The sequence below is a fragment of the Flintibacter muris genome, assembly GCF_943192995.1.
Taxonomy (GTDB): Bacteria; Bacillota; Clostridia; order Oscillospirales; family Oscillospiraceae; genus Lawsonibacter; species Lawsonibacter muris.
In genome coordinates, this window is record NZ_CALPCP010000010.1 from 18792 (window position 1) to 41824 (window position 23033).

General features: G+C 60.2%; 24 protein-coding genes. 15 read left to right on the forward strand and 9 right to left on the reverse strand.

Annotated features, from left to right (window positions below; all coding sequences use genetic code 11):
- The first annotated feature begins 6 nt into the window (after nucleotides 1–6).
- From NFS22_RS10065 to uvrA, 4 genes are read left to right on the forward strand one after another with little or no spacing between them, the layout of a single operon-like run.
- Nucleotides 7–252: a helix-turn-helix domain-containing protein gene (locus tag NFS22_RS10065; protein WP_251317643.1), complete on the forward strand. Its 246-nt coding sequence runs from the start codon at nucleotides 7–9 to the stop codon at nucleotides 250–252.
- Nucleotides 236–556, forward strand: coding sequence for a TfoX/Sxy family protein (locus NFS22_RS10070; RefSeq protein WP_251317644.1), 321 nt, complete (start codon nucleotides 236–238; stop codon nucleotides 554–556). The genes NFS22_RS10065 and NFS22_RS10070 overlap by 17 nt, the downstream gene beginning before the upstream one ends.
- A 24-nt stretch (nucleotides 557–580) precedes the next feature.
- On the forward strand, nucleotides 581–946 hold the full coding sequence (locus NFS22_RS10075) for a hypothetical protein (protein ID WP_251317645.1): 366 nt from the start codon (nucleotides 581–583) through the stop codon (nucleotides 944–946).
- Between the two features lie 35 nt (nucleotides 947–981).
- Nucleotides 982–3807, forward strand: coding sequence for an excinuclease ABC subunit UvrA (uvrA, locus tag NFS22_RS10080; protein ID WP_251317646.1), 2826 nt, complete (start codon nucleotides 982–984; stop codon nucleotides 3805–3807).
- Between the two features lie 35 nt (nucleotides 3808–3842).
- On the opposite strand, the gene NFS22_RS10085 is transcribed toward uvrA, so the two are convergent.
- Nucleotides 3843–4073, reverse strand: a complete 231-nt coding sequence (locus NFS22_RS10085) for a hypothetical protein (protein WP_251317647.1) — start codon at nucleotides 4071–4073, stop codon at nucleotides 3843–3845.
- Between the two features lie 81 nt (nucleotides 4074–4154).
- Between NFS22_RS10085 and NFS22_RS10090 the strand changes: the two genes are divergently transcribed.
- From NFS22_RS10090 to recD2, 4 genes are all read left to right on the forward strand, one after another.
- Complete coding sequence (locus NFS22_RS10090) at nucleotides 4155–4367, forward strand: helix-turn-helix domain-containing protein (RefSeq protein WP_277614760.1); 213 nt, start codon at nucleotides 4155–4157, stop codon at nucleotides 4365–4367.
- A gap of 4 nt (nucleotides 4368–4371) precedes the next feature.
- On the forward strand, nucleotides 4372–4869 hold the full coding sequence (locus NFS22_RS10095) for a COG2426 family protein (RefSeq protein WP_251317649.1): 498 nt from the start codon (nucleotides 4372–4374) through the stop codon (nucleotides 4867–4869).
- A gap of 76 nt (nucleotides 4870–4945) precedes the next feature.
- On the forward strand, nucleotides 4946–5278 hold the full coding sequence (locus NFS22_RS10100) for a hypothetical protein (RefSeq protein WP_251317650.1): 333 nt from the start codon (nucleotides 4946–4948) through the stop codon (nucleotides 5276–5278).
- A 133-nt stretch (nucleotides 5279–5411) separates the two neighbouring features.
- Nucleotides 5412–7610, forward strand: a complete 2199-nt coding sequence (gene recD2, locus NFS22_RS10105) for an SF1B family DNA helicase RecD2 (RefSeq protein WP_251317651.1) — start codon at nucleotides 5412–5414, stop codon at nucleotides 7608–7610.
- A gap of 185 nt (nucleotides 7611–7795) precedes the next feature.
- On the opposite strand, the gene NFS22_RS10110 is transcribed toward recD2, so the two are convergent.
- Nucleotides 7796–8458 (reverse strand): HAD family hydrolase, encoded by a 663-nt coding sequence (locus tag NFS22_RS10110; RefSeq protein WP_251317652.1) that lies wholly within the window; start codon nucleotides 8456–8458, stop codon nucleotides 7796–7798.
- 102 nt (nucleotides 8459–8560) lie between these two features.
- On the opposite strand from NFS22_RS10110, the gene cdd reads away from it, so the two are divergent.
- Nucleotides 8561–8956 carry a cytidine deaminase gene (cdd, locus tag NFS22_RS10115; RefSeq protein ID WP_251317653.1) on the forward strand — a complete coding sequence of 132 codons (396 nt, stop codon included), beginning with the start codon at nucleotides 8561–8563 and terminating at the stop codon, nucleotides 8954–8956.
- A gap of 78 nt (nucleotides 8957–9034) precedes the next feature.
- Nucleotides 9035–9244, forward strand: a complete 210-nt coding sequence (locus tag NFS22_RS10120) for a DUF378 domain-containing protein (RefSeq protein WP_035103403.1) — start codon at nucleotides 9035–9037, stop codon at nucleotides 9242–9244.
- Nucleotides 9245–9305: 61 nt separating this feature from the next.
- Here NFS22_RS10120 and NFS22_RS10125 read toward each other — a convergent pair whose 3' ends face one another.
- On the reverse strand, nucleotides 9306–10304 hold the full coding sequence (locus NFS22_RS10125) for a lipoate--protein ligase (RefSeq protein ID WP_251317654.1): 999 nt from the start codon (nucleotides 10302–10304) through the stop codon (nucleotides 9306–9308).
- Between the two features lie 217 nt (nucleotides 10305–10521).
- Between NFS22_RS10125 and NFS22_RS10130 the strand changes: the two genes are divergently transcribed.
- Genes NFS22_RS10130 through NFS22_RS10150 form a run of 5 tightly spaced genes read left to right on the forward strand, consistent with a single transcriptional unit; the run spans nucleotide 10522 to nucleotide 17135 of the window.
- Nucleotides 10522–11301, forward strand: a complete 780-nt coding sequence (locus NFS22_RS10130; RefSeq protein WP_251317655.1) for a DeoR/GlpR family DNA-binding transcription regulator — start codon at nucleotides 10522–10524, stop codon at nucleotides 11299–11301.
- Nucleotides 11302–11338: 37 nt separating this feature from the next.
- Complete coding sequence (locus NFS22_RS10135; RefSeq protein WP_251317656.1) at nucleotides 11339–12595, forward strand: dihydrolipoamide acetyltransferase family protein; 1257 nt, start codon at nucleotides 11339–11341, stop codon at nucleotides 12593–12595.
- Between the two features lie 12 nt (nucleotides 12596–12607).
- Complete coding sequence (gene lpdA / locus NFS22_RS10140) at nucleotides 12608–13975, forward strand: dihydrolipoyl dehydrogenase (RefSeq protein ID WP_251317657.1); 1368 nt, start codon at nucleotides 12608–12610, stop codon at nucleotides 13973–13975.
- Nucleotides 13976–13996: 21 nt separating this feature from the next.
- Nucleotides 13997–16471 carry an alpha-ketoacid dehydrogenase subunit alpha/beta gene (locus tag NFS22_RS10145; RefSeq protein ID WP_251317658.1) on the forward strand — a complete coding sequence of 825 codons (2475 nt, stop codon included), beginning with the start codon at nucleotides 13997–13999 and terminating at the stop codon, nucleotides 16469–16471.
- On the forward strand, nucleotides 16464–17135 hold the full coding sequence (locus tag NFS22_RS10150) for an MBL fold metallo-hydrolase (protein ID WP_251317659.1): 672 nt from the start codon (nucleotides 16464–16466) through the stop codon (nucleotides 17133–17135). The genes NFS22_RS10145 and NFS22_RS10150 overlap by 8 nt, the downstream gene beginning before the upstream one ends.
- A gap of 206 nt (nucleotides 17136–17341) precedes the next feature.
- Here NFS22_RS10150 and NFS22_RS10155 read toward each other — a convergent pair.
- The 6 genes from NFS22_RS10155 to nifS form a co-directional block, all read right to left on the reverse strand.
- A protein-coding gene (locus NFS22_RS10155) for an IS5 family transposase (RefSeq protein WP_251317660.1) occupies nucleotides 17342–18081 on the reverse strand; the annotation gives its coding sequence in 2 pieces (ribosomal slippage) (nucleotides 17342–17706 and nucleotides 17706–18081; 741 coding nt in all).
- A 277-nt stretch (nucleotides 18082–18358) separates the two neighbouring features.
- Nucleotides 18359–18919, reverse strand: coding sequence for a hypothetical protein (locus NFS22_RS10160; RefSeq protein ID WP_251317661.1), 561 nt, complete (start codon nucleotides 18917–18919; stop codon nucleotides 18359–18361).
- Nucleotides 18916–19155 (reverse strand): hypothetical protein, encoded by a 240-nt coding sequence (locus tag NFS22_RS10165; RefSeq protein WP_251317662.1) that lies wholly within the window; start codon nucleotides 19153–19155, stop codon nucleotides 18916–18918. Before NFS22_RS10165 ends, NFS22_RS10160 begins: the two co-directional genes overlap by 4 nt.
- 120 nt (nucleotides 19156–19275) lie before the next feature.
- Entirely contained in the window at nucleotides 19276–21225 is a 1950-nt protein-coding gene (locus tag NFS22_RS10170; protein ID WP_251317663.1) for a beta-galactosidase, read from the reverse strand.
- A gap of 85 nt (nucleotides 21226–21310) precedes the next feature.
- The gene (gene nifU, locus NFS22_RS10175) at nucleotides 21311–21706 is read right to left on the reverse strand and encodes a Fe-S cluster assembly scaffold protein NifU (RefSeq protein WP_251317664.1); all 396 of its coding nucleotides are present in this window, start codon (nucleotides 21704–21706) and stop codon (nucleotides 21311–21313) included.
- A gap of 15 nt (nucleotides 21707–21721) precedes the next feature.
- A complete protein-coding gene (gene nifS / locus NFS22_RS10180) occupies nucleotides 21722–22906 on the reverse strand; it encodes a cysteine desulfurase NifS (protein ID WP_251317665.1) in 1185 nt (394 codons plus the stop codon).
- Nucleotides 22907–23033: the final 127 nt, after the last annotated feature.

Genomic DNA, 23033 nt, shown 5'->3' on the forward strand with positions numbered 1-23033 from the left:
CGAGTTATGGAAATAAAAATGTCCCTTTTAAGTCAACGATTAAAACTATTGCGGAAGGAAAAAGGTGTGACCCAACAGAACATAGCCGGGCTGTTAGGGAAAACCAGCCGTCATTATCAAGATATTGAATCGGGAAAAATCAATGTTCCCGCTTTGACGTTGATTAAATTAGCGGATTATTTCCAGGTAAGCCTTGATTATCTGGTGGGCCGCAGTGAGGAGAGGGGGGATTTTCATGGCGAGCAGTCCTGATTTTGTGGCCTACATCTGCGAGCAGCTGGAGGGTCTGGGGGCGGTGCGCTCCCGGAAGATGTTCGGGGAGTATATGGTCTATCTCAACGACAAGCCGGTGCTCATCATCTGTGACGACCGTGTCCTGGTGAAGATGCTGCCCTGTCTGGAGGAGCTTTTGCAGGGCCGTCCCACCGAGCCGCCCTATGATGGGGCCAAGGACCACTACCTCCTGGACCCCGACAACCGGGACACCCTTCGTAAGGCCGCCCGGCTGGCCGAGGAGGTCACGCCCCTGCCGAAAAAGCGGAAGAAAAAAGCCTGATTTTTGGCAAAGAGGTGCGTTTCAATGGGATTTCTTGTTTTCACTGTCCTGCTGCTCCCGGCTATGCTGCTGTATGCGGCGGTGCAGGCGCTGCTCAGCCCCTTTGCGGGCATACTCGCCCCGGTACTGGCTCTGCTTAACGACCCGGTGTTTGTCAATCGGGCGGCCCAGGCCCTGCTGGCGTGGAATGTGCTGGTGCTGACGGCACTGGTGCTGGCGCGGCGGCACATGAAGCGGACCGGCGGGCCAGGCTGGGAGTGGGAGTACATTCACGGTGCCCGGGGCTGGCGGCGGCTGGGACGGCGGCTGGTCTGTCTGGTGCTGACGCTGGGCCCGTGGTGTGAGGCTGTGCCGATCCTCTTCTTCTCTTTTGTTCTGCTCTTCCCGTAATTCTTTTTTCGATTTTGCAAAGGAGTAACAAAACTATGCACACACACATCACCGTCAAGGGTGCGCGGGTGAACAACCTGAAGAATATCGACGTAAAAATCCCCCGGGACAAGCTGGTGGTGCTCACCGGGCTGTCCGGGTCGGGAAAGTCCTCCCTGGCCTTTGACACCATCTATGCCGAGGGACAGCGGCGGTATGTGGAGTCTCTTAGCTCCTACGCCCGGATGTTCCTGGGCCAGATGGAAAAGCCCGACGTGGACTACATTGACGGCCTGTCCCCGGCCATCTCCATTGACCAGAAGACCACCAGCAAGAACCCACGGTCCACCGTGGGCACGGTGACGGAGATTTACGACTACCTGCGTCTGCTGTGGGCCCGGGTGGGCACCCCCCACTGTCCCGTCTGCGGCAAGGAGATACGCCAGCAGACCATTGACCAGATCATTGACCAGGTGCTCGCCCTCCCCGAGGCCACCCGCATCCAGGTGATGGCCCCGGTGATCCGGGGGAAGAAGGGGGAGCACGTCAAAATTTTTGAGGACGCCCGGAAGTCGGGCTATGTCCGGGTGCGGGCGGACGGCTCTCTCTACGACCTGTCCGAGGAGATCAAGCTGGACAAAAACAAAAAACACCACATTGAAATTGTGGTGGACCGGCTGGTCATCCGGGACGACATCACCCGGCGGCTTACCGACAGTGTGGAGGTGGCCTCCAACCTGGGGGGCGGCCTGGTGATTGTCAACATTGTGGGGGAGGACCGGGATATCCTGTTCTCCCAGAACTACGCCTGCGAGGACTGCGGCGTGTCCATTGAGGAGCTGTCCCCTCGGATGTTCTCCTTTAACAATCCCTTTGGGGCCTGTCCCGCCTGCACCGGCCTGGGCTCCCAGATGAAGCTGGATCCGGAACTGATTATCCCCAACAAGGACCTGTCCATTGTGGAGGGGGCCATCACCGCCTCCGGGTGGAACAACATCAAATCGGACGGCATCTCCCGGATGTACTTCGACGCTCTGGCCAAGAAGTACAAGTTCAAGCTGAATACCCCTGTCAAGGACTTGCCCAAGGAGGTGATGGATATCATCCTCTACGGCACCAACGGGGAGAAGCTCACCCTCCACTACGACCAGCCCCGGGGCAAGGGTACCCTGTACCAGCCCTTTGAGGGGATCGTCAACAACCTGGAGCGCCGCTACCGGGAGACCCAGTCGGACGCCATGAAGCGGGAGCTGGAGGAATGCATGTCCCAGTGCCCCTGCCCCACCTGCCAGGGCCGTCGGCTGAAACGGGAGTCACTGGCCGTTACGGTGGGCGGGCTGGATATCGACAGCTACTGCCGCAAAAGCGTTACCGAGGCCCTGGACTTTGTGGAAAAACTGGTCCTCAACGAAACCCAGACCATGATTGCCGCCCAGATTGTAAAGGAAATCAAAAACCGCCTGGGCTTTCTCCAGTCGGTGGGCCTGCAATATTTAACATTGTCCCGGGAGGCGGGCACCCTCTCCGGCGGTGAGAGCCAGCGCATCCGTCTGGCCACCCAGATTGGTTCCTCCCTCATGGGGGTGCTCTACATTCTGGACGAGCCCTCCATTGGCCTGCACCAGCGGGACAACGACAAGCTGCTCCAGACCCTGAAGGAGCTGCGGGACCTGGGCAACACGTTGCTGGTGGTGGAGCACGACGAGGATACCATGCGGGAGGCCGACTATATCATTGATGTGGGTCCCGGCGCAGGGGTGAACGGCGGCACAATCGTGGCCAGCGGCACCCCGGAGGAGATTATGAGCAACCCCGCCTCCGTCACCGGCGACTACCTCACAGGGCGGAAAAAAATTCCCGTTCCCTCCCAGCGGCGGAAGGGGAGCGGACACTATTTAAAGGTCTTCGGCGCGGCGGAGCACAACCTGCGCCACGTGGATGTGGACATTCCCCTGGGTACCTTCACCTGTGTCACCGGGGTATCCGGGTCGGGGAAGTCCTCCTTGGTGAACGAAATCCTGTACAAGAAGCTGGGGGCCGATCTGAACCGAACCAAAACCCGGGCGGGCAGACACGAGCGCATTGAGGGGGAGGAGTTTTTGGACAAGGTCATCAACATTGACCAGTCCCCCATTGGCCGGACCCCCCGGTCCAACCCGGCCACCTACACCAATCTGTTCAGTGATATCCGGGAGCTGTTCGCCTCCACCCCCGACGCCAAAAGCCGGGGCTACGGTCCGGGCCGGTTCTCCTTCAACACCCGGGGCGGCCGGTGTGAGGCCTGCACCGGCGATGGCCTTCTCAAAATCGAGATGCACTTCCTCCCCGATATCTACGTCCCCTGCGAGGTGTGCAAGGGTAAGCGGTATAACCGGGAGACCCTGGAGGTGCGCTACAAGGGCAAGAACATTTACGAGGTGCTGGAGATGACGGTGGACGAGGCCCTGCCCTTCTTTGAGAACCTGCCCAAGATTTACAACCGCCTCAAGACCCTGGAGGAGGTGGGCCTGGGCTATGTGAAGCTGGGCCAGCCCTCCACCGAGCTGTCCGGCGGCGAGGCCCAGCGGGTCAAGCTGGCCACCGAGCTGTCCAAGCGGTCCACCGGAAAGACCATCTATATCCTGGACGAGCCCACCACCGGTCTCCACTCCGCCGACGTCCACAAGCTTATTGAGGTGCTCCAGCGGCTGGTGGAGGGGGGCAACACCGTGGTGGTCATTGAGCACAACCTGGACGTGATTAAAACCGCCGACCACATTATCGACCTGGGGCCCGAGGGGGGCGACGGCGGCGGAAGCATCGTTTGTACCGGTACCCCGGAGGAGGTTGCCGCATGCCCCGGCTCCTATACGGGGCGGTACCTGAAAAAAATGCTGGAATAAAGCCCCGTCCCGCCCGCGGAAAAAAGCCTTCCCCTTTAGGGGAAGGTCTGCACCCAACCGGCCAGCTGCGCGCCCAGGCGGAAGCCGTGGGCAAAGGAGAGGAAGCTGCCGGTTTCCAGCAGGTGAAACAGGGCGGCGGGCATATCTCCCCCTTCCCAAAGGGCCTCCGCCTGTGTATAATAGGCTTGGTACTCCGGGTCGCTGTCGAAGTCCAGGCCATTCCGGCTGGTTTCCCGGATATAGAGCTCTTTCAGGGTTTCTTCCATGATAGCACCACCTGAACACGAATTTGTATGTCGTTATTATACCACGAATTTAAATAATGTCAATGGGAAAGAGAGAAAATAATGGAAATTATTTTGCCCAGCTTTGCGGAGCGGTTAAAGCCGCTCAGGAAAAGCAAAAAAATGACACAGTTGGGAATGGCGGAGCTGTTGGGATGTACGGACCGCCACTACCAAAAAATTGAGTACGGGCAGATCAACGTCCCCGCCACAACGGTGATTTTCCTGGCCGACTACTTCGGCGTGACCGCCGACTATCTGCTGGGACGGGAGTGACGGCATGGAGCTCTTTGATTTTTTAACCGGCACCGCCGGGGGCAAATGCCTGTTCACCATGCTGGTATCCATGCTCCCGATAATTGAGCTGCGGGGCGGCATTCCCTTTGGAGTGGCCCTGGGGCTGCCTTATTATCTGGCCTTTCCGGCGGCGGTGGCGGGCAATCTGATTCCAACCCCCTTTATCATTGTGTATATCCGCCGCATCTTCCAGCTGATGAGGAAATATTTTCCCAAGCTGAACGGATTTGTGGACCGGTTGGAGAAAAAAGCCCATTTAAAGGGAAAAAAGGTGCAGAAGTACCAATATATCGGCCTGTGGCTCTTTGTGGCCATCCCTCTTCCGGGAACGGGGGCTTGGACGGGCTCGCTGGCGGCGGCATTTTTGGGCATGCGGCTGAAAAAGGCCATGCCCGCCGTGGTGCTGGGGGTGCTCACCGCCGGGTGCATCATGCTGGGGCTGACCCACGTGGGGGTCAACCTGTTTTCGGGGACGGTTTAAGGCCACCTCCCTCAAGGAGGGAGGCTTTAACCACCTTCGGCTCTGCGGCATAGGATGACCCGGAGGTGTTGCTGTAGTGGGTACATTCTGGGACGCCGCGCTGGCTTTGATGTGCATTTTGGGCCTGGCCCTTGTGGGCTGCTGGCTGTTTGGGCTTCTGCTGCGCCCGCTGCCCGGGCGGGAGGCCAAGGTAATCCTCACCGGACGCGGGGAGGGGGAGGACCTGGAGCAGCAGGTTCGGTCCTTCCTGTGGCTGCGGGGCCTGGGGCTGCTGCGCTGCCCCATTATCATCGCCGACGCGGGCCTCACCCCCGCCGGCTGGGAGCTGGCCCTGCGGCTGACTGCCCGGTGGCCCGAGGTCATCCTGTGGCCGGCGTCGGATTTGGGAGATTATATTTTATGGACTTAAAGGCCCCCTTCGGAAAGGAGGCTGTCAGCGAAGCTGGCTGAGGGGTTTCTTTATGGGGAAAACCCTCCGTCACCGCCTGCGGCGGTGCCACTCCCTTTGCGAAGGGAGGCTTAACGAAAGGAGACGGTACCTTATGTCGGAGCAAGATCTGGAACTGCTGGAGGGGACCGTCTCCGCTGTTATTTTTCAAAATGAGGAAAACGGTTATACTATCCTCAGGCTGGATATCCGGGGGGAGGAGGTCACGGTGGTGGGGCCCATGGCCGGGGTGGCGCCGGGGGAGTATCTGTCCATCCGGGGCCGCTGGACCCGGCACCCCACCTACGGTCCTCAGCTCAAGGCCGAGGTTGTGGAGCGCCGCCTGCCCCAGGGACTGAAGGAGATTTTCCACTATCTGTCCTCTGGAGCGGTGAAGGGGGTGGGCAAGACCACCGCCCGGCTTATCATTGAGGAGTTTGGGGAGGATGCCCTCACTGTTATTGAGGAGGACCCGGAACAGCTGACCAAAATCAAGGGGATTACCAAAAAGCGGGCCCGGCAGATCGGTGATGTCTTTCACCAGCAGATGGGTACCCGGCGGCTGATGGAATTTTTGGGAGAGCACCAGCTGCCCCTGGAGCTGGCTGCCCTCCTCCGCCGGGCCTACGGCGACGTAGCCCTGGAGGTAATTAAGGCCAACCCCTACCTGCTGGCAGGGGAGGAGTTTGAAGTGGAGTTCTCTCAGGCGGACAGGCTGGCCCTCTCTTTGGGGGTGGGTCCGGAGGACCCCCTGCGGCTGGAGGCAGGGCTGCTCTTTGAGCTGGCCCACAATTTGAACAACGGACATACCTTTCTTCCCCGACGCAAGCTGGTGGAGGCCACCGGCATACTGCTGGAGGCCCCCGGTCCCATGCTGGAGGACAGCCTGACCGCCCTGATCCGCCGGGGAGAGGCGGAGTGTGAGCAGGTGGCGGGACAGGAGGCGGTGTATCTCCCCGCCCTGTACGACGCCGAAACCTTTATCGCCCGGCGGATTACAGAGATGAGCCAGGCAGAGCTGCTGCCTCCGGAGGGGCTGGACAAGCTGATTGGCCGCATTGAGCGGGAACAGCACATCTCCTATGCCCCCCAGCAGCGCCATGCGGTGGAGCTGGCGGCAGGACGGCAGGTGATGCTGCTTACCGGCGGACCGGGCACGGGAAAGACCACCTGTCTGAGGGGGGTGCTGGCCCTGTTCGAGATGATGGGGCTGGACACCGCCCTGGCCGCCCCCACCGGCAGGGCTGCCAAGCGGCTGGGGGAGCTGTGCAATACCGACGCCTCCACCATCCACCGCCTGCTGGAGACCGGCTTCGACCCCCACTCGGGTAAGCTGGTGTTCACCAAAAATTCCTACGCCCCCTTAAAGGCGGAGGCTGTCATTGTGGATGAGACCTCTATGGTGGACGTGCCCCTGATGGCCGCTCTGCTGGACGCCCTGGAGGGGGATTGCCGCCTAGTGTTGGTGGGTGACCCGGACCAGCTGCCCTCAGTGGGGCCGGGGGCCCTCTTCGCCGACCTGATCCGCAGCGGAGTGGTCCCCACCGTCCGGCTGACGGAAATCTTCCGCCAGGCGGCGCAGAGCGCCATCATCCGCAATGCCCACCTGATTAACCAAGGCCAGGTACCCGACCTGCGGCGCAACGAGGGGGACTTCTTCTGTCTGGCCCGGCGGGACCCGGAGGCGGTGCTGGACACCATTGTGGACCTGTGCCGCCGCCGTCTTCCTGAGCGGCTGGGCATTCCCTCTGACCAGATCCAGGTCCTGTCCCCCACCCGCCGCCGGGGGACGGGCACCAAAGCCCTGAACCAGGTCCTCCAGGCGGCCCTGAATCCTCCCCTGGAGAGCAAGGGGGAACGCCGCTTTGGCGACTGGGTCTTCCGGGCGGGGGACCGGGTGATGCAGGTGCGTAACAACTACGACATCCTTTGGCGTGAGGAGGGGGGCGCCGACGCCGGGATGGGCATGTTCAACGGGGATATCGGCGTCATCCGCTCCATTGAGAAGGAGGTCATCACCGTGGATTTTGACGGCAAGGTGGTGGAGTACGCCCCCGACATGCTGGGAGAGCTGGAGCCCGCCTTTGCTGTGACGGTACATAAGGCCCAGGGCAGCGAATACCGGGCGGTAATTCTGGCTGCCCTGGAGGGCGCCCCCTTTCTGATGACCCGGGGGGTGCTGTACACCGCCGTCACCCGGGCCCGGGAACTGTTCATTCTGGTGGGCGACCCAGCCGCCGCCGCAAGGATGGTAAACAACAACCGCCAGACCCGCCGCTATTCTGGACTGCGGGCAAGGCTGACGGAGACATAAAAAGCCTTCCCTTCATTGTAAAAGGGAAGGCTTTTGAGTTAGCGTAAAAAACCTCCCTTCGCAAAGGGAGGTGGCACGACGAAGCCGTGACGGAGGGTTTTCCTCTAAAGGGACAGATGCGTGTCGTTAGGAGAACCCCCCAGTCAGCTTCGCTGACAGCCCCCTTTGCGAAGGGGGCCTTAACGTCACACTCCCAGCCACTTCGGCAGGGCCGGGTCGTCCCAGCGGGTGACATAGCAGTCGGCCAGGGTTTTGAGCTGGGGCTGTTCGGTGTGGGAGTTGACGTCGTAGATGACGCCCAGGGAAAAACCGGCCTTCTTGGCGGTCTGGGCGGCCACCAGGATGTCCTCAAAAATGACGGTGTTCTCCGGCGTGCCGCCCAGCCGCCGGTCGGCCTCCAGATATACGTCGGGGTGGTTTTTGCCCACCCCCACCTCCTCGCAGGACAGCAGGAACTGAAAATAGTCCCGCACACCCAGCCGGCGCAGGCAGATGTCCAGCAGCGCTGGAGCGGTGGAGGAGGCCACACACATTTTAAATCCCGCCGCCCTCATCCGCTCCAGAAGGGCGGCCGCCCCTGGTTTCAGAGAGACGTCAGTGCGGTAATGCTCCTCCATCAGAGCGTTGACCTCCCGGGCGATGTCGTCAGCAGTGCCGGGCAGTCCGAATTCCCGGATGAACAGCTCACCGGTGCCCTGCATGGTCAGGGCGATGGATTCCTCCTTCAACTCCGGGGACAGCGGGGGAATACCGTGGCGGGCCAGATACTCGTCGGCCAGCCGGTTCCAGTAGCCCATGGAGTCCACCAGAGTACCGTCCATATCAAAAATCGCAAATTTTATGTCCATATGCAATCCCGTCCTTGCGTGAATATGTCAAAGGTATTATAATAGAAACGGACATAATACGCAAGCTTTTTGTGGAGGATCAGATAAAAGGAGGTAAGAGCGATGACTGACCAGGAGCTGGTAAAAAAAGCCTTTGAGATGCATCAATTTTCCTATGTGCCCTACTCTCATTTTCCCGTTGGAGCGGCGCTGCTGAGCGAGGAGGGCCGGGTATTCACCGGCTGCAACGTGGAAAACGCCGCCTACGGCTCCACCATCTGCGCCGAGCGCACCGCCATTGTAAAGGCGGTAAGCGAGGGCTGCCGCGAAGGCTGGACGGCAATCGCCATTGCGGGCCAGGGGGAGGACTTCTGCTGGCCCTGCGGCGCGTGCCGCCAGATGCTCTACGAATTTGCCCCCAATCTGCGGGTGCTGGCCGCGAGAGGGGACGGAACATTTCGTGAGGTTCCCCTGTCCAGCCTGCTGCCCTGCGGATTTGGGCCCAAGTCGCTGAAATAAATTTTTCCAATTACATAAAAGGGTAAAAATCGGATAAACTACCCCCTGGAACCCGAAACAAGGAGGTGGTTTGACGTGATGATGGACAAAATCGCCCTGACACTGCTGATTATCGGCGGCCTGAACTGGGGCAGCGTGGGCCTGTTCCAGTTTGACCTGGTGGCCTTTGCCTGCGGCGGGTCCGGCAGCATGATCAGCCGGGTGATCTATACCCTGGTGGGTCTGTCCGCCGTATGGTGCGTCTCCCTGTTGTTCCGCGACCGAGATCCCGTGGAGGAGCGCCGCTGACCCCTGGCGAATATTCCCTCATGTGAAAGAAGACCTGGAGCGGTTTGCTCCAGGTCTTCCTTTACTGCTCCAGCAAAATACCAATCAGTCCCTCCGCGGTCAGTCCGGCCAGATACTGTGAGATGTCTGTGCCAGTCAGCCGTTCCCGCAGGTCCTTCTCCCGCAGGGGACAGCCCTGAAGATGCCGGGCCAGTTCCTCGGGCTCCACTGCGGAGAAGAAGTCACCATAGAAGGAGATGGCGGCGATTTGCCCCGCCTCCAGGTGGAGGTGGGCCTCCACAGTGCCGCAGCCCTCCACGCGCCGCTTGCGCAGCAAATCGCAGGGAGGGGAGACGCCGTAGTTCCACTCCCAGCGGTCGTAGCGGGCTTTTTTGATGGCCTCCACAGCGGAGATATCCGCCTCAGTGAGCCGGTAGGGATCCATGGGCCGCTCTCTGGAAATTTCTTTCAAAAGCAGAGCCTTAAACTCCTCCAGGGGGACGGGGCGGGGCATATGGGCTCGAACCGTGGTCACCCGGGAACGGACGGAGCGCACCCCCTTGGCCTGTATCTTCTCCGGGTCGGCCCGCAGGACCTGGGCCACCGTGTCCAGGTTGGAGTCATACATAATGGTGCCGTGGTGCATTACCCGGCCCTCCCGGAGATATTGGGAGTTGCCGGAAAATTTTTGGCCGTCGATGGTAATGTCGTTGCGGCCGTTGACCTGAGCATCTACCCCCATGGCCTGGAGGGCCTGGGCCACCGGACGGCAGAACAGGCCCATGTCCAGCTGGCCGCCCTGGGCGGCATCCTGAATAAAGGTAAAATTCAGGTTGCCCAAATCGTGGTACACCGCTCCCCCGCCAGACAGGCGGCGGACCACGGTGACCCCCTTCTCTCTGACCGCCGCCTCGTTGATCTCCGCCAGTGTGTTCTGGTGGCGGCCTACGACGATAGTGTTGTGGTTGCGCCAGAGCATAAACCAGTTCCGGTCCCGGGGCAGGGAGTCGAAGGCGTACTGCTCCAGGGCCAGATTGAAGGCGGGATCGGTGCTTTGGACGTCAATAAAGGACCAGCTCATAGAAAAAACCTCACTTTTTTGGGCGGGCTGTGTGTCTGCCCCGTCTTTTTGACCAGTATAGTGGATTTATGTGGCACTTGTCAATAGCTTTCTACACAAAAAACCACAAAATCACAAAGAATATTTGAGATCATGTGGGATTTCTGTTGACGAATTTGTGGGTTTGTGGTATGATTGAACAGTAAAAAACCGGGAGACAGGGAAGGAGGCGAGGCTGATGCTGCTGGCGGAGCGCCGACAGGTGATTGTAGACCGGGTTCGGGCCACCTCCCGGGTGGTAGTGGGCGAGCTGAGCGCCGAGTTTGGCGTGTCGGAGGAGACCATTCGCCGGGATCTGGAGTGGCTGGAGCAGGAGGGAATCGCCGTGCGCACCTATGGGGGTGCCGTTCTCAAGCACAACGATCAGGCCCCGCCCCCCTATGCCACCCGGAAGAACACCAATGTAGAGGGCAAGGTGGCCATTGCCCGGCTGCTGGCCGGGATGGTCCAGAACGGCGATTCGTTGATGGTGGACGAGAGCTCCACCGCTCTGTTCGCTATCCGGGCGGTGCGGCACCTGAAAGAGGTGACCCTGATTACCAATTCCCTGAACATTTTGCAGGAGGTGAGCGGCCAGGACTCCTGGCACATCATCTCCACCGGGGGACAGCTCAAGCCGGACATCATGGCGCTGGTGGGGCCCAAGGCCCTGAGTACCATCCAGAGCTACCATGTGCGGTACGCTATCCTGTCCGCCCGGGGGGTGAACACCCAACTGGGCATTGCCGACTCCTCAGATGATGTGGTCCAGGTGAAGCGGGCCATGATGGCGGCCTCCGACCACGCCGTTCTGCTGGCTGACCACCGGAAGTTTGACCGCGCCGGCTTTGTGTCCATGGGCCGGCTGGAGGAGATTGACCGGATTATCACCGACCGGGAGCCCTCGGAGGAGTGGAAAAAGCGGCTGAAGGACAGCAATGTCAAGCTCTATTGCCGCAGTGAACAGGCGCAATCTTAACATTTCCATATAAAATGAAAAATTAGGAGGAATGGTCATGGCAAACGCAGTCCTGATGCCCAAGGCGGGTATCACAGTGGAGTCCTGTATCATTGGAAAGTGGGAGAAGAAGGTGGGCGACCAGGTTGCCGAGGGGGACATTCTGTTCACCTACGAGACGGACAAGGCCGCCTTTGAGTGCGAGTCCACCGCCGCCGGTGAACTGCTGGAGATCTTCTTCGGTGACGGCGAGGAGGTCCCCTGCCTGGTGAATGTGTGCGCCATTGGCGCCAAAGGGGAGGATGTGTCCTCCCTGCGCCCCGACGGAGCTGCTCCCGCCTCCGAACCCGCCCCGGCGGCGGAGGAGGCTCCCGCCGCCGCTGCTGCGGCTGTTCAGGCGGTTGAGGTCTCTGCCGCCCCAGGGGGCGCAGGAAAAATTTCCCCCCGGGCCCGGAACTTGGCCGAGCGGGCCGGAGTGGACGGCTCCCTGGCCACCCCCACCGGCCCCAACGGCCGTGTCATTGAGCGGGATGTGCGCAGACTGATGGCTGAGGGCGTCCCCGCCGCCGCACAGTCCGCCGCCCCTGCGGCATCCGCCCCCGCCGCCGTGGATGCCGGTCCTGAGTATGAGGATGTGAAGTTCAGCGGCATCCGCCGGGCCATCAGCAAGTCTATGCACAACTCCCTGACCTCTATGGCCCAGCTGACTCACAACTTCTCCTTCGACGCCTCCGCCATCCTGGCCTACCGGAAGATGCTCAAGGAGTCGGGCGGCGAGTGTGCCGGGATCACCATTGGCGATCTGATTTTGTACGCCGTCTCCCGCGTTCTGCCCGCCTATCCCGACCTGAACGCCCATATGCTGGACGACACCAGCATCCGGAAGTTTAACCATGTGAATCTGGGCGTGGCTGTGGACACCCCCCGGGGGTTGATTGTCCCCACCATTATGCACGCCGACGAGAAGAGCCTCCTCCAGATTTCCAAGGAGCTGAAGGTGCTGGCCGCCGAGGCCAGAGACGGGGCCATCAGTCCCGACAAGCTCACCGGGGCCAGCTTCACCGTGTCCAACCTGGGCGGCTTCGGCGTGGAGAGCTTTACCCCTGTCATCAACCCGCCCCAGACTGGTATTCTGGGGGTGTGTACCACCGTACAGCGGCCCAGGCTGGCCGCCGACGGCTCCATCAAGCTCTATCCCGCCATGGCCCTGTCCCTCACCTACGACCACCGGGCCATTGACGGCGCGCCTGCCTCCCGCTTTGTGCAGGAGCTGTGCAGGCAGCTGGAGCAGTTCACTGTACTGCTGGCGAAATAAGGAGGCTGAACTATGGAACTGTTTGATCTTATTGTCATTGGCGGCGGCCCCGGCGGCTATCTGTGTGCCGAGCGGGCCGCCCAGGGCGGCATGAAGACTGCCCTGTTTGAGGCCCGCTCCCTGGGTGGCACCTGCCTCAACGAGGGCTGCGTCCCCACCAAGACCCTGCTCAACTCCGCCAAGCTCTACCGCCACGCTACCGAGAGCGCCGCCTTCGGCGTGACCGCTGAAAAGGTCACTCTGGACCACGCCAAGGTGGTGGAGCGGAAGGATAAAGTGGTAAAAACCCTGGTGTCCGGGGTAAAGGGCACCATGAAGAGCTGCAAAGTCACCGTTATTGACAAGGCTGCGGCCATTGAGGGCCGGGTTGAGGGCGGCTTTGCCGTCAAAGCGGGGGAGGAGATGTACACCGCCAAGCGGCTGGTCGTTGCCTCTGGCTCTGAGACGGTGGTCCCCCCCGTCGCCGGACTGAAGGAGGGTATTGCCAGCGGTTTTGTGGTGACCAACCGGGAGGTGCTGGACCGGAAGGAGCTGCCCCGTGAGCTGGTGGTCATTGGCGGCGGCGTCATTGGTCTGGAGATGGCCTGCTACTTTGCCAGCGTGGGGGTCCATGTCACCGTCATTGAGATGATGCCCAAGATCGCCGGCCCCACCGACCCTGCCATCTGCAAGGTACTTATGGACGAATACGGCAGGCGTGGGATGGAGTTTAAGCTCTCCTGCAAGGTGCTGGAGGTGACAAAGAACTCCGTCCTCTACGAGGAGGCCGGGGAGAAGAAGGAGGTCAAGTGCGACCTGGTGCTGCTGTCCGCTGGGCGCCGGCCCTTCACTCAGGGGCTGGGGCTGGAGAAGCTGGGCCTGGAGATGGACCGGGCCGCTATCGTCACCGACAAGCACCTGTGTACCAACGTGGCCGGCGTGTACGCCGTGGGCGACTGCAACGGCAAGCTGATGCTGGCCCACACCGCCTACCGGGAGGCCGAGGTGGCCGTCAACCACATGCTGGGCGTGAAGGACGAGATGCGCTACAACGTGATTCCCTCCGTCATCTACACCGACCCCGAGGTGGCCAGCGTAGGTGAGACCGCCGACAGCGCCAGGGCCAAGGGCCTGGAGGTGAAGGAGGTGGAGCTGCCTATGCTCTACTCCGGCCGCTATGTGGCCGAGAATGAAAACGGAAAGGGCTTTATCAAGCTGGTGGTGGACACCAGGAAAAACTGCCTTATCGGCTGCCACATGGTGGGCAGCTACGCCTCTGAGATTATTATGACCGCCGCCATGATGGTGGACACCGAGCTGCCCCCCCAGCGGCTGAAAAAGCTTGTATTCCCCCACCCCACCGTGGGCGAGATCATCCGGGAAGCCATGTTCAAGATTTAAATATAAGGAGGAAGTTTCACCATGCCCAAGAGCATTTTTGTGGACCCCGCCGCCACCCGGGCCCCGGGGAAGATCACCTTTGAGGACATCCCCGTCAACGCTTACAGCAAGACCGTTCAGGACGAGCGCAAGAAGTTCAGCGACGACGACCTGGTGCGTATCTGGAGGGACATTACCATCCTGCGGGAGTTTGAGTCCATGCTCAACCAGATCAAGACCCAGGGGGTGTACAACGGCATTGAGACCACCTACCCCGGCCCCGCCCATCTGTCCCTGGGCCAGGAGGCCGCCGCTGTGGGACAGTCCTACCTGCTGGACCGCAACGACTTCAACTTCGGCAGCCACCGCAGCCACAGCGAGATCCTGGCCAAGAGCCTGAGCTGCATTGAGAAGCTCACCGACCAGGAACTGATGGACGTGATGGAGAGCTTTCTGGGCGGCAGCACCCTGCGGGCGGTGGAGAAGCTGGGCAGCGTGAAGGACACCAAGGAGCTGGCAATCCGCTTTGTGGTCTACGGCGCTCTGGCTGAGGTCTTTGCCCGTGAGAACGGCTTCCACCACGGCATGGGCGGCTCCATGCACGCCTTTTTCCTGCCCTTCGGCGTCTACCCCAACAACGCCATTGTGGGCGGCTCCGCCACCATTGCCACCGGCGCGGCTCTGTTCAAAAAGTGCAACGAGAAGCCCGGCATTGTGGTGTGCAACATTGGCGACGGCTCTCTGGGCCGGGGCCCCGTGTGGGAGGCTATGAACTTTGCCTGCATGGACCAGTTCCACACCCTCTGGGAAAAGGGTCGGGACCAGGGCATGCCCATCCTGTACAATATCTTCAACAACTCCTACGGTATGGGCGGCCAGACCCGGGGCGAGACCATGGCCTACGACATGCTGGCCCGCATGGGCTCCGGCGTGTCCCCCACCCAGCTCCACGCCGAGCGGGTGGACGGCTACAACCCCCTGGCTGTGATCGACGCCATGGAGCGCAAGCTGGAGCTGCTCCGGGCCGGCAAGGGCCCCGTCCTGCTGGACACCATCACCTACCGTCTGTCCGGCCACTCCACCTCCGACCAGAATGCATACCGCACCAAGGAGGAGATCGAGGCCTGGCGGGCTGTTGACCCCATTGTCACCTACCGCCAGAGTCTGGTGGAGGCCGGTGTGGCCCCCGACAGCCGGTTTGAGGAGATTATGGCCGAGACGGTGGAGCGCATGACCATGATTTGCCGCCACGCCGCCGATCCCGCAGTTTCCCCCTACGCCGACTTTGACAACGACCCCGCCTATGTGGAGCGGCTGATGTACTCCAACTTGAAGGTGCCCTCTTTTGACACCCAGCGCACACCCGACGCCCTTACCCCCAAGGAGGAGTGCCCCCTGTGGCAGAAGATCCAGGGCAAGGAGCGTGCTCCCTTTACCAAGGACGGCAAGCCGGTGAGCAAGATGAAGCTGTTCAACCTGCGGGACGGCATCAGCGAGGTGCTGCTGGACAAGTTCTACGAGGACCCCACCATGATCTCCTACGGAGAGGACGTCCGGGACTGGGGTGGCGCCTTTGCCATCTACCGTGGCATGGCCGATGCCATCCCCCACAGCCGTCTGTTCAACTCCCCCATCTCTGAGGCCGCCATTGTGGGCACCGCCGTGGGCTACGGCATGTGCGGCGGCCGGGCCGTGGTGGAGCTGATGTACGCCGACTTTATCGGCTGCGCCGGCGACGAAATCTTCAACCAGCTGTCCAAGTGGCAGTCCATGTCCGCTGGCATTTTGAAGATGCCTGTGGTGGTCCGGGTGTCGGTGGGCTCCAAGTACGGCGCCCAGCACAGCCAGGACTGGACCGCCCTGTGTGCCCACATCCCCGGCCTGAAGGTGTGCTTCCCCGCCACCCCCTGGGAGGCCAAGGGCCTGATGGAGACCGCCCTCAACGGCACCGACCCGGTGATTTTCTTCGAGAGCCAGCGCATCTACGACATGGGCGAGCAGTTCCACGAGGGCGGCGTCCCCGCCGGACGGTATGAGATCCCCTTCGGCGACGTAAACGTCATCCAGACCGGCAAGGATGTGACCATCCTCACCATCGGCGCAGTGCTCTACCGGGCCGTGGAAGCGGCCAAAGAGCTGAAGGAGAAGTATGGCATGGAGGCCGAGATCATCAACCTCCACTCTCTGGTTCCCCTGGACTACACCAAAATTATCGAGAGCGTGAAGAAGACCGGCCGGGTGGTGCTGGTGAGCGACGCCTGCGCCCGGGGCTCCTTCCTGGACGACGTGGCCCGGAATATCACTGAGCTGTGCTTCGACGACCTGGACGCTCCCCCTGTGGTGGTGGGGGCCAAGAACTGGATCACTCCGCCCTACGAGTTTGACCACTACTTCTTCCCCCAGCCCTCCTGGATTATCGACGCCATCCATGAGAAGATTGTGCCCCTGCCCGGCTATGTGCCCGGCCAGAGCTTTACCGACGCCGAGCAGCTGAGAAAGGCCAAGGCGGGTGTGTAAATTCACCCGGACGGCCAATGCCGGCGGCCTGCTGGAGCTGGACGGAAGACTGATCCTTCTGGACGGGGTGTGCGGGGCGGAGGGACCCTATCTGCCCACCCCGCCGGCGGTGCTGAACACGCTGATTCAACGGCCTGTCAGTCTGGCCGCCTTTACCCACGCCCATCCGGACCACCTGGACCCATCGGCAATGAAGGAATGCCTCTACGCCTGGGGTGGGACTCCGGTGCTGGGTACCGGCGGGGTAGCCGGGGCTCTGTCCCCCTGGCCGGTGACGGTGGGGGAAGCGGCGGCAGCGGGCTGTGTCACGGTGATGCCCATTCCCTCCCGCCACATTGGGGCGGCCTACCGGGAGCTGGAGCACGTCAGCCTTCTGGTGGAGGGCTCCCGGCGCTGTCTCTTCCTGGGGGACGCCGCCCCCACCCAGTGGAAGGGCAGTCCGCTGAGTCCGGATGTGGTCCTGGCCCCCTTCGCCTACGCGGCCACCCCCGCCGCCTGGCGCATTGTGGAGGGTATGGCCCCCTGTCACCTGATACTCCTCCACATGCCCGCCCGGAACAACGACCCGGAGGGGCTGTGGAGTATGGTGGAAGGGGTGCTGGCCCGCTGCCAGACCATTCCAGTGAGCATTCCAGAAATAGGGGAGACCGTCGCAATTCCATAAAAACAGGCCCGCAGACAAGGTGGGTACAGATAAGGAAGCACCCCACCCACCTATAGCCGAACCCTAAAACCGAAAAGACAGGAGGCCGAAACCCGGCCCCCTGTCTTTTCATACCTCCCAGCGGCCCACCGCTGACCGCCTCAAAAATCCTAATAGCCTGTTTGAAAACTTCTAATAAGGATGGCAATGAGAGCAAAAGTAAGGATCTAGGCAGCGGTAAGAAGTTTGCGTTCACAATTTTTCCAAAGCCTGCGGAATTTGTCGAGCCAGCCGAAAAGACGCTCTACCACCCAACGACGCGGCAGCACAACAAACTTGTGTAATTCGCCGCGCTTTACAACTTCGACCTGCGCGCCGCAAATCTCCTTGACCTGATTGGCAAAGCGTGCGCCGGAGTATCCCCCATCTACCAGAAACTTCTTTACACAGGAAAGATTGTCCCGGTTAGAAAGGATCATCTGAACGGCTCCATCCCGGTCAGTCACATCAGCGGTTGTTACGGCTATGGCATGGGGCAGCACCATCGTATCTACGGCAACATGGCGTTTGATTCCACATACTTTTTTCCCGCGTCATACCCTTTTTCTTCCGCTGTGTCAGCATTCTGCACACTTTGCGCATCAACAATTCCAAAAGTGGTCTTATCCTGCCGCAGGTCCTCGTTCCGTATCTGCTTTACCAATTTGTGCAGAACCCTGTCAAGAACACTGACGCCTGTCGCATCTTTTTCGGCCCATACCCGGAAATAATAGTACACGCTCTGCCATTCGGGATAATCGCTGGGCAGCATTCGCCATTGTATTCCACCCTGCACCACATACAGCACTGCACAAAACACATCGTACAAATCGTACTGTCTTGGACGCGTTCTTTTTCGTGCTCCTTCCAAATCCTCTCGAATCAAATCATATTCTTCCCGGCTGATATCGCTTGGATATTGATGCATCCTATCCTCATCTCCCGCCTGTTTTTCCCTTATTATCTACTTCTCTCCCCCTCTTGTCTAAAGTTTTTAAACAGACTCTGAGGCTCCCTCTCTGAGGGAGCTGTCGCCGCTGCAGGCGGTGACTGAGGGAGTATTTTATATCCTTTTCCCGTACAAACTCTCTCCGTCACGGCTTCGCCGTGCCACCTCCCTCAAAGAGGGAGGCTTTTGGGGCAAGCAGCAGGGGCGGCCAAAGGCCGCCCCTGCTTATGGCAGAAAACCTGATGATTGCTATAGGTTAAAGCGCTGCCTTTTGTGCGGCCGATTCCTTTGAAACAGCCGTCTTGCGTCTCATGGCCGCGTACAGCTGCTTTTTGACCAGCTCCGGAGTGGTATGCAGCACGGCGGAAAACTCCTCGCATACCAGCCGCTCCGCAAGCTTTAAATATTGCTGATCCACCTGTCCCAGCTTTTTGCTGTGGCTGGCCAGCTCCCTCTGCTTGGCGTAAATCTCCTTAATAAGGAGCAGGCAGTCCTCCAGCTTACAGGAGGCCAGCATACCGCGATAATGCGCGGCAAGATCCATTGTCTTTCGTGAGCTGAAGGGGCAGGACTCAAGCTGTGAGCACAGCTCCAGATACTGGGCCGCCTGAGCTTTGTCAATCAGCGGACGCATAAAGGCGGTGGTATCCACCGGGGTATAGATGATTTCGTTGCTGGTGGAGAATGGGGAGCGAAGCTTGTAATACAGCCCGCCGCCCTCCACCGAGGAGGGCGGCTCCCCTATGCTCTCAATCTCATATACCCCTCTGCGTTCGTACAGGATGAGGGTACCGGCCCTATACATGGGAGCGCTCAAAGCAGATAATCCCCCACAGGCTGGGAGTTATTCTGCCGCTTGATCTTGATGATAAGGGAACCGTCTGGCTGCTCGCACTCCTCCATAATCTTGTATGGGGTTTTGTTGCGCTCCAGCTGTGTTTTGTAGGCCTCAAATTCCTTTCTGAGCTGTTGCTTGTCGGCCTCAGAGGGAGTGCCGTCCTTCAGCAGGAAGTGGATGGTCTGCTCTAAACACGCCGCTCGAATCCTTTTCATGGTGCAAATTCCTCCTTCTACGGATATAGTATCATTTTATGACAAATTTGCACATATTTCAAAGGCTATATTTCGCAAAAATATGGAATCTGCACATAGTCAAAACGCCCAGACGGCATCTCAGACCGGCTCGATCACATATCCGAAGGGGGGCAGGGTTACTCCCAGGGCCGAGGCCGGGACAGCGTTGTGGTTCATCAGAATCCTGACCTTTTGCCCGCCGCTCCCCCGGACGGCCACCTCCACGCCGCTGTCAGAGGGGATGGTGTCAATTTGGTTTTCGGCCAGGACAGCCCTCATAATCCGGGCGGTGGTCTTCTCATCCAGAGCGCAGCCCAGGTAGTAGACTGTGCCCTCGCCCTGTCGCCTCCGGGTCACGGCGGCGTAGTCTATGTAAAACGGGTCGCCATAGCGGTAGAGGACCTGGGCGTCCCGGACCTTCAGCATATCCCGGAAAATACCGCCTGAGCCAGTTTCCCCCTCAAAGCCGTTTTCACCAATAACCGGGAAGGCGTTCAGCTCATGCAGGCTCTCCGTCTCCTCAACCCACACCCCAGCCAGCTCCCCAAAGCCCACGGGTACCCGCTGTCCAAAGGGCAGGTTGTTGTCCGTGTCCTTCACCGCGCTGCGGTAGGTCAGCACCAGCGTCCCGCCCCGGCGGACAAAATCCTTCACCCGCTCCTGAAAGGACTCCCGGGCAATGATCATCTGGGGCAGAAGGACCACCTTGTATTGGGAAATATCCGCCTGGGCCGGAATCACATCCACAGGGACATTTCCATCGTAAAACGGCTTATACAGCTTTTTCATCTCGTTCTGGCAGTCCAGCAGGATACTCTGCCTTTGGATGCGGAAGGAGGCCAGGCAGTCGTAGTCATAGACAATGGCCACCTCGCTGGGGATGGGAGCGGACAGGGCCCGCTCATACCGGCTGATATCCTGAAAGAAGCTCTGTACCTCCCGGAATTTGCGGCCCTTCACATTATCCGCATCGATTACGCCGTAGCAGAACTGCTCCGCCCCCTTGACTGCCCCCCGGTAGCGGAAGTACAGCATGGCGGTACAGCCGTGGGCCATCCCCTGGCAGGACCACATTTTAGCCTGGTTGGGCCGGGGGAGAAAGCCGGTAACATCGTGGCCCTGGGCGCCCATAATGGCCTCGGTGATCCAGAAGTTCTGCCCTTTCAGCCCCCGGATGTAGTCCAGGCCAAAGGCGATTTCGTGGGGCGGGACAGGTTCGTTCTGGCCGCCCCAGACGGGGTAGTTGTTATAGGCGGCGATATCCAGACATTTGGCCGCCTGGGAGTAGTCCACATGCTTGTCCAGCCCGCCGCCGGGAAAATCGTGGATAATCACCGCCTCCGGGTCTGTCTCCCGAATGAGGCGGGCCTGAAATTCCATGTACCGGACAATACTGTGGCTGCGGAATCGCTCCCAGTCCAGCCGGAGGGCCGGGTTGTGAGCGGCGACAGTCTCAGCGGGCAAGGGGATCTCATCAAAATCGTTGTACTCCTGGGACCAGAAGGTGGTGCCGTAGGTGTGGTTGAGCTTGTCTATGTCCCCGTTGAATTTTTCCCGCAGAAAGTCCTGAAACGCCCGCCGGCACTGAGGGCACCAGCACAGGTCGCTACCCTCGTGGCCGAGCTCATTGTCGATCTGCCAGGCGGCAATCTGCTTTTCCCCTTTGTAGTGGCCTACCAGAGCCCGGACGATTTTTTCGGAGTAGGCATACAGCTCCGGACTGTTGTAGCAGCAGACATGGCGGCCGCCAAAGGCCCGCCTCTGCCCGTTCTCCAGCTGGGAGAGTATATCCGGGTGCTTTTTGGCCAGCCAGGCGGGGATGGTGGCGGTGGGCGTGCCCATAATGACGTGCAGCCCCTTCTCCCCGGCCTTGGCAATCACCCTGTCAAAGAAGGAGAAATCGTAATTGCCCTCCGTCCTTTCCATCAGGTGCCAGGAGAACTCCGCAATCCGTATCACATTTCCCCCCATCTCCCGGATGGTGTCCATATCGGCATCCATCAGGGCGGGGTCCCACTGCTCGGGGTAGTAGTCAACGCCTAACCACATAAATTACTGCTCCTTTGAAATGGAATGGACTACATTTTATCACACAGGAGCAATTTCCACAAGGGAACAGGCGGATTTTTGCAGCCTAACGTCCGCCGTTGTAAGGCAGGCCGTTTTTATCGCAGTAGTCCTTCACTGCGGCCTGGATGGCCTCCTCGGCCAGGACGGAACAGTGCAGCTTGTGGGCGGGCAGGCCGTCCAGTGCCTGGACGACCGCCTGGTTGGTCAGCTTCAGCACATCATCCAGGGGTTTCCCCTTGATAAGCTCGGTGGCCATAGAGCTGGAGGCAATGGCTGAACCACAGCCGAAGGTCTCGAATTTCACATCAGTGACCACGTTATCCCGGATTTTCAAATAAATTTTCATAATGTCACCGCAGACGGCGTTGCCCACCTCGCCGACGCCGTCCGCGTCCTCGATCACGCCCACGTTGCGGGGATGGAGAAAGTGGTCCATCACCATTTCACTGTATAGTGCCATATTTGTTCTCCTTTCTCAAAGCACAAAGGCCTTTTTGCCGCTGATTTTGTCCTTCCACAGGGGGGACATGCCTCTCAGGTAGTCCACAATCTCCGGTACAGCCTTCAGGATAGCGTCCACGTCCTGATCGGTGTTGGTTTCACACAGGGACAGGCGCAGGGAGCCGTGGGCCACCTCGTGGGGCCGTCCAATGGCCAGCAGGACATGGCTGGGGTCCAGAGCCCCGGAGGTGCAGGCGGAGCCGGAGGAGGCGCAGATGCCCCTGTCGTCCAGCAGAAGGAGCAGACTCTCCCCCTCAATACCCTCAAAGCAGAAGTTTACATTGCCTGGCAGGCGGTTGACCGGGTCGCCGTTGAGGGCGCAGTGCGGAATGTTGCAAAGGCCCTCAATCAGCCGGTCCCGGAGGGCGGACACCCTGAGGGTGTTCTCCTCCATGTGGGCGCAGGCCTCCTCCAGGGCAGCCGCCATGCCCATGATGCCGGGGACATTTTCCGTCCCGGCCCGCTTGCCCCGCTCCTGGGCTCCGCCCTCAATGAGGCTGGCCAGGGGGACCCCCTGGCGGACATACAGGGCGCCCACCCCCTTGGGCCCGTGGAATTTATGGGCGGACAGAGACAACAGGTCGATGCTCTGCCCCGCCGTATCAATGGGCAGATGGCCCGCCGCCTGAACAGCGTCGGTGTGGAAGAGTACCCGCTTTTCCCGGCACACTGCCCCGATCTCCCCAACGGGCAGGACGGAGCCGATTTCATTGTTGGCGTACATGACGGTAACCAGGCAGGTGTTGGGGCGGATGGCCTGTTCCACCTGCCGGGATGTGACGGTGCCCAGAGGACCCACGGGGAGCAACTCCACTTCAAAGCCCTGGCCCTCCAGCTTTTTCAGAGTATGGAGAACGGCATGGTGCTCAAAGGCGGTGGAGACGATATGGGTTTTCCCCTGCCGTGCCCCCATTTGGGCGGCGGAGAGGATGGCCTGGTTGTCCGCCTCACTGCCTCCGGAGGTAAAGGTAATCTCCTTTGGAGAGGCGCCGATACAGGCGGCCACCCGCTCTCGGGCGCTCTGGAGGGCCTCCGCCGCCCTCTGCCCCGCAGCGTACAGGCTGGAGGGGTTGCCGAAGACCTCTTCCATAAAGGGGAGCATGGCGTCAACAGCGGTGCGGCTCATTTTGGTCGTGGCCGCGTTATCTGCGTAAATCATAGCAGTCAGCAATCCTTTCATATTTTCATACTATGTTAGTATGTTTAATCATTATAAACAGTGCGGCCCACTCTGTCAAGAGGGAACCGCATTTTGTGAGCACCCTGCCGCGCATGTTACAGCAATC

Bases quoted from the DNA above. Each gene is read 5' to 3' on its own strand.
- NFS22_RS10125 (WP_251317654.1), bottom strand. From the start codon at position 10,304: ATGAGCTGGTCCTTTATTGACGTCCAAAGCACCGATCCCGCCTTCAAT.
- nifU (WP_251317664.1), bottom strand. From the start codon at position 21,706: ATGGCACTATACAGTGAAATGGTGATGGACCACTTTCTCCATCCCCGC.
- uvrA (WP_251317646.1), top strand. From the start codon at position 982: ATGCACACACACATCACCGTCAAGGGTGCGCGGGTGAACAACCTGAAG.
- recD2 (WP_251317651.1), top strand. From the start codon at position 5,412: ATGTCGGAGCAAGATCTGGAACTGCTGGAGGGGACCGTCTCCGCTGTT.
- NFS22_RS10145 (WP_251317658.1), top strand. From the start codon at position 13,997: ATGCCCAAGAGCATTTTTGTGGACCCCGCCGCCACCCGGGCCCCGGGG.
- NFS22_RS10090 (WP_277614760.1), top strand. From the start codon at position 4,155: ATGGAAATTATTTTGCCCAGCTTTGCGGAGCGGTTAAAGCCGCTCAGG.
- NFS22_RS10095 (WP_251317649.1), top strand. From the start codon at position 4,372: ATGGAGCTCTTTGATTTTTTAACCGGCACCGCCGGGGGCAAATGCCTG.
- NFS22_RS10085 (WP_251317647.1), bottom strand. From the start codon at position 4,073: ATGGAAGAAACCCTGAAAGAGCTCTATATCCGGGAAACCAGCCGGAAT.
- nifS (WP_251317665.1), bottom strand. From the start codon at position 22,906: ATGATTTACGCAGATAACGCGGCCACGACCAAAATGAGCCGCACCGCT.
- NFS22_RS10070 (WP_251317644.1), top strand. From the start codon at position 236: ATGGCGAGCAGTCCTGATTTTGTGGCCTACATCTGCGAGCAGCTGGAG.
- NFS22_RS10135 (WP_251317656.1), top strand. From the start codon at position 11,339: ATGGCAAACGCAGTCCTGATGCCCAAGGCGGGTATCACAGTGGAGTCC.
- lpdA (WP_251317657.1), top strand. From the start codon at position 12,608: ATGGAACTGTTTGATCTTATTGTCATTGGCGGCGGCCCCGGCGGCTAT.
- NFS22_RS10165 (WP_251317662.1), bottom strand. From the start codon at position 19,155: ATGAAAAGGATTCGAGCGGCGTGTTTAGAGCAGACCATCCACTTCCTG.
- NFS22_RS10065 (WP_251317643.1), top strand. From the start codon at position 7: ATGGAAATAAAAATGTCCCTTTTAAGTCAACGATTAAAACTATTGCGG.
- NFS22_RS10110 (WP_251317652.1), bottom strand. From the start codon at position 8,458: ATGGACATAAAATTTGCGATTTTTGATATGGACGGTACTCTGGTGGAC.
- NFS22_RS10120 (WP_035103403.1), top strand. From the start codon at position 9,035: ATGATGGACAAAATCGCCCTGACACTGCTGATTATCGGCGGCCTGAAC.
- NFS22_RS10075 (WP_251317645.1), top strand. From the start codon at position 581: ATGGGATTTCTTGTTTTCACTGTCCTGCTGCTCCCGGCTATGCTGCTG.
- cdd (WP_251317653.1), top strand. From the start codon at position 8,561: ATGACTGACCAGGAGCTGGTAAAAAAAGCCTTTGAGATGCATCAATTT.
- NFS22_RS10170 (WP_251317663.1), bottom strand. From the start codon at position 21,225: ATGTGGTTAGGCGTTGACTACTACCCCGAGCAGTGGGACCCCGCCCTG.
- NFS22_RS10130 (WP_251317655.1), top strand. From the start codon at position 10,522: ATGCTGCTGGCGGAGCGCCGACAGGTGATTGTAGACCGGGTTCGGGCC.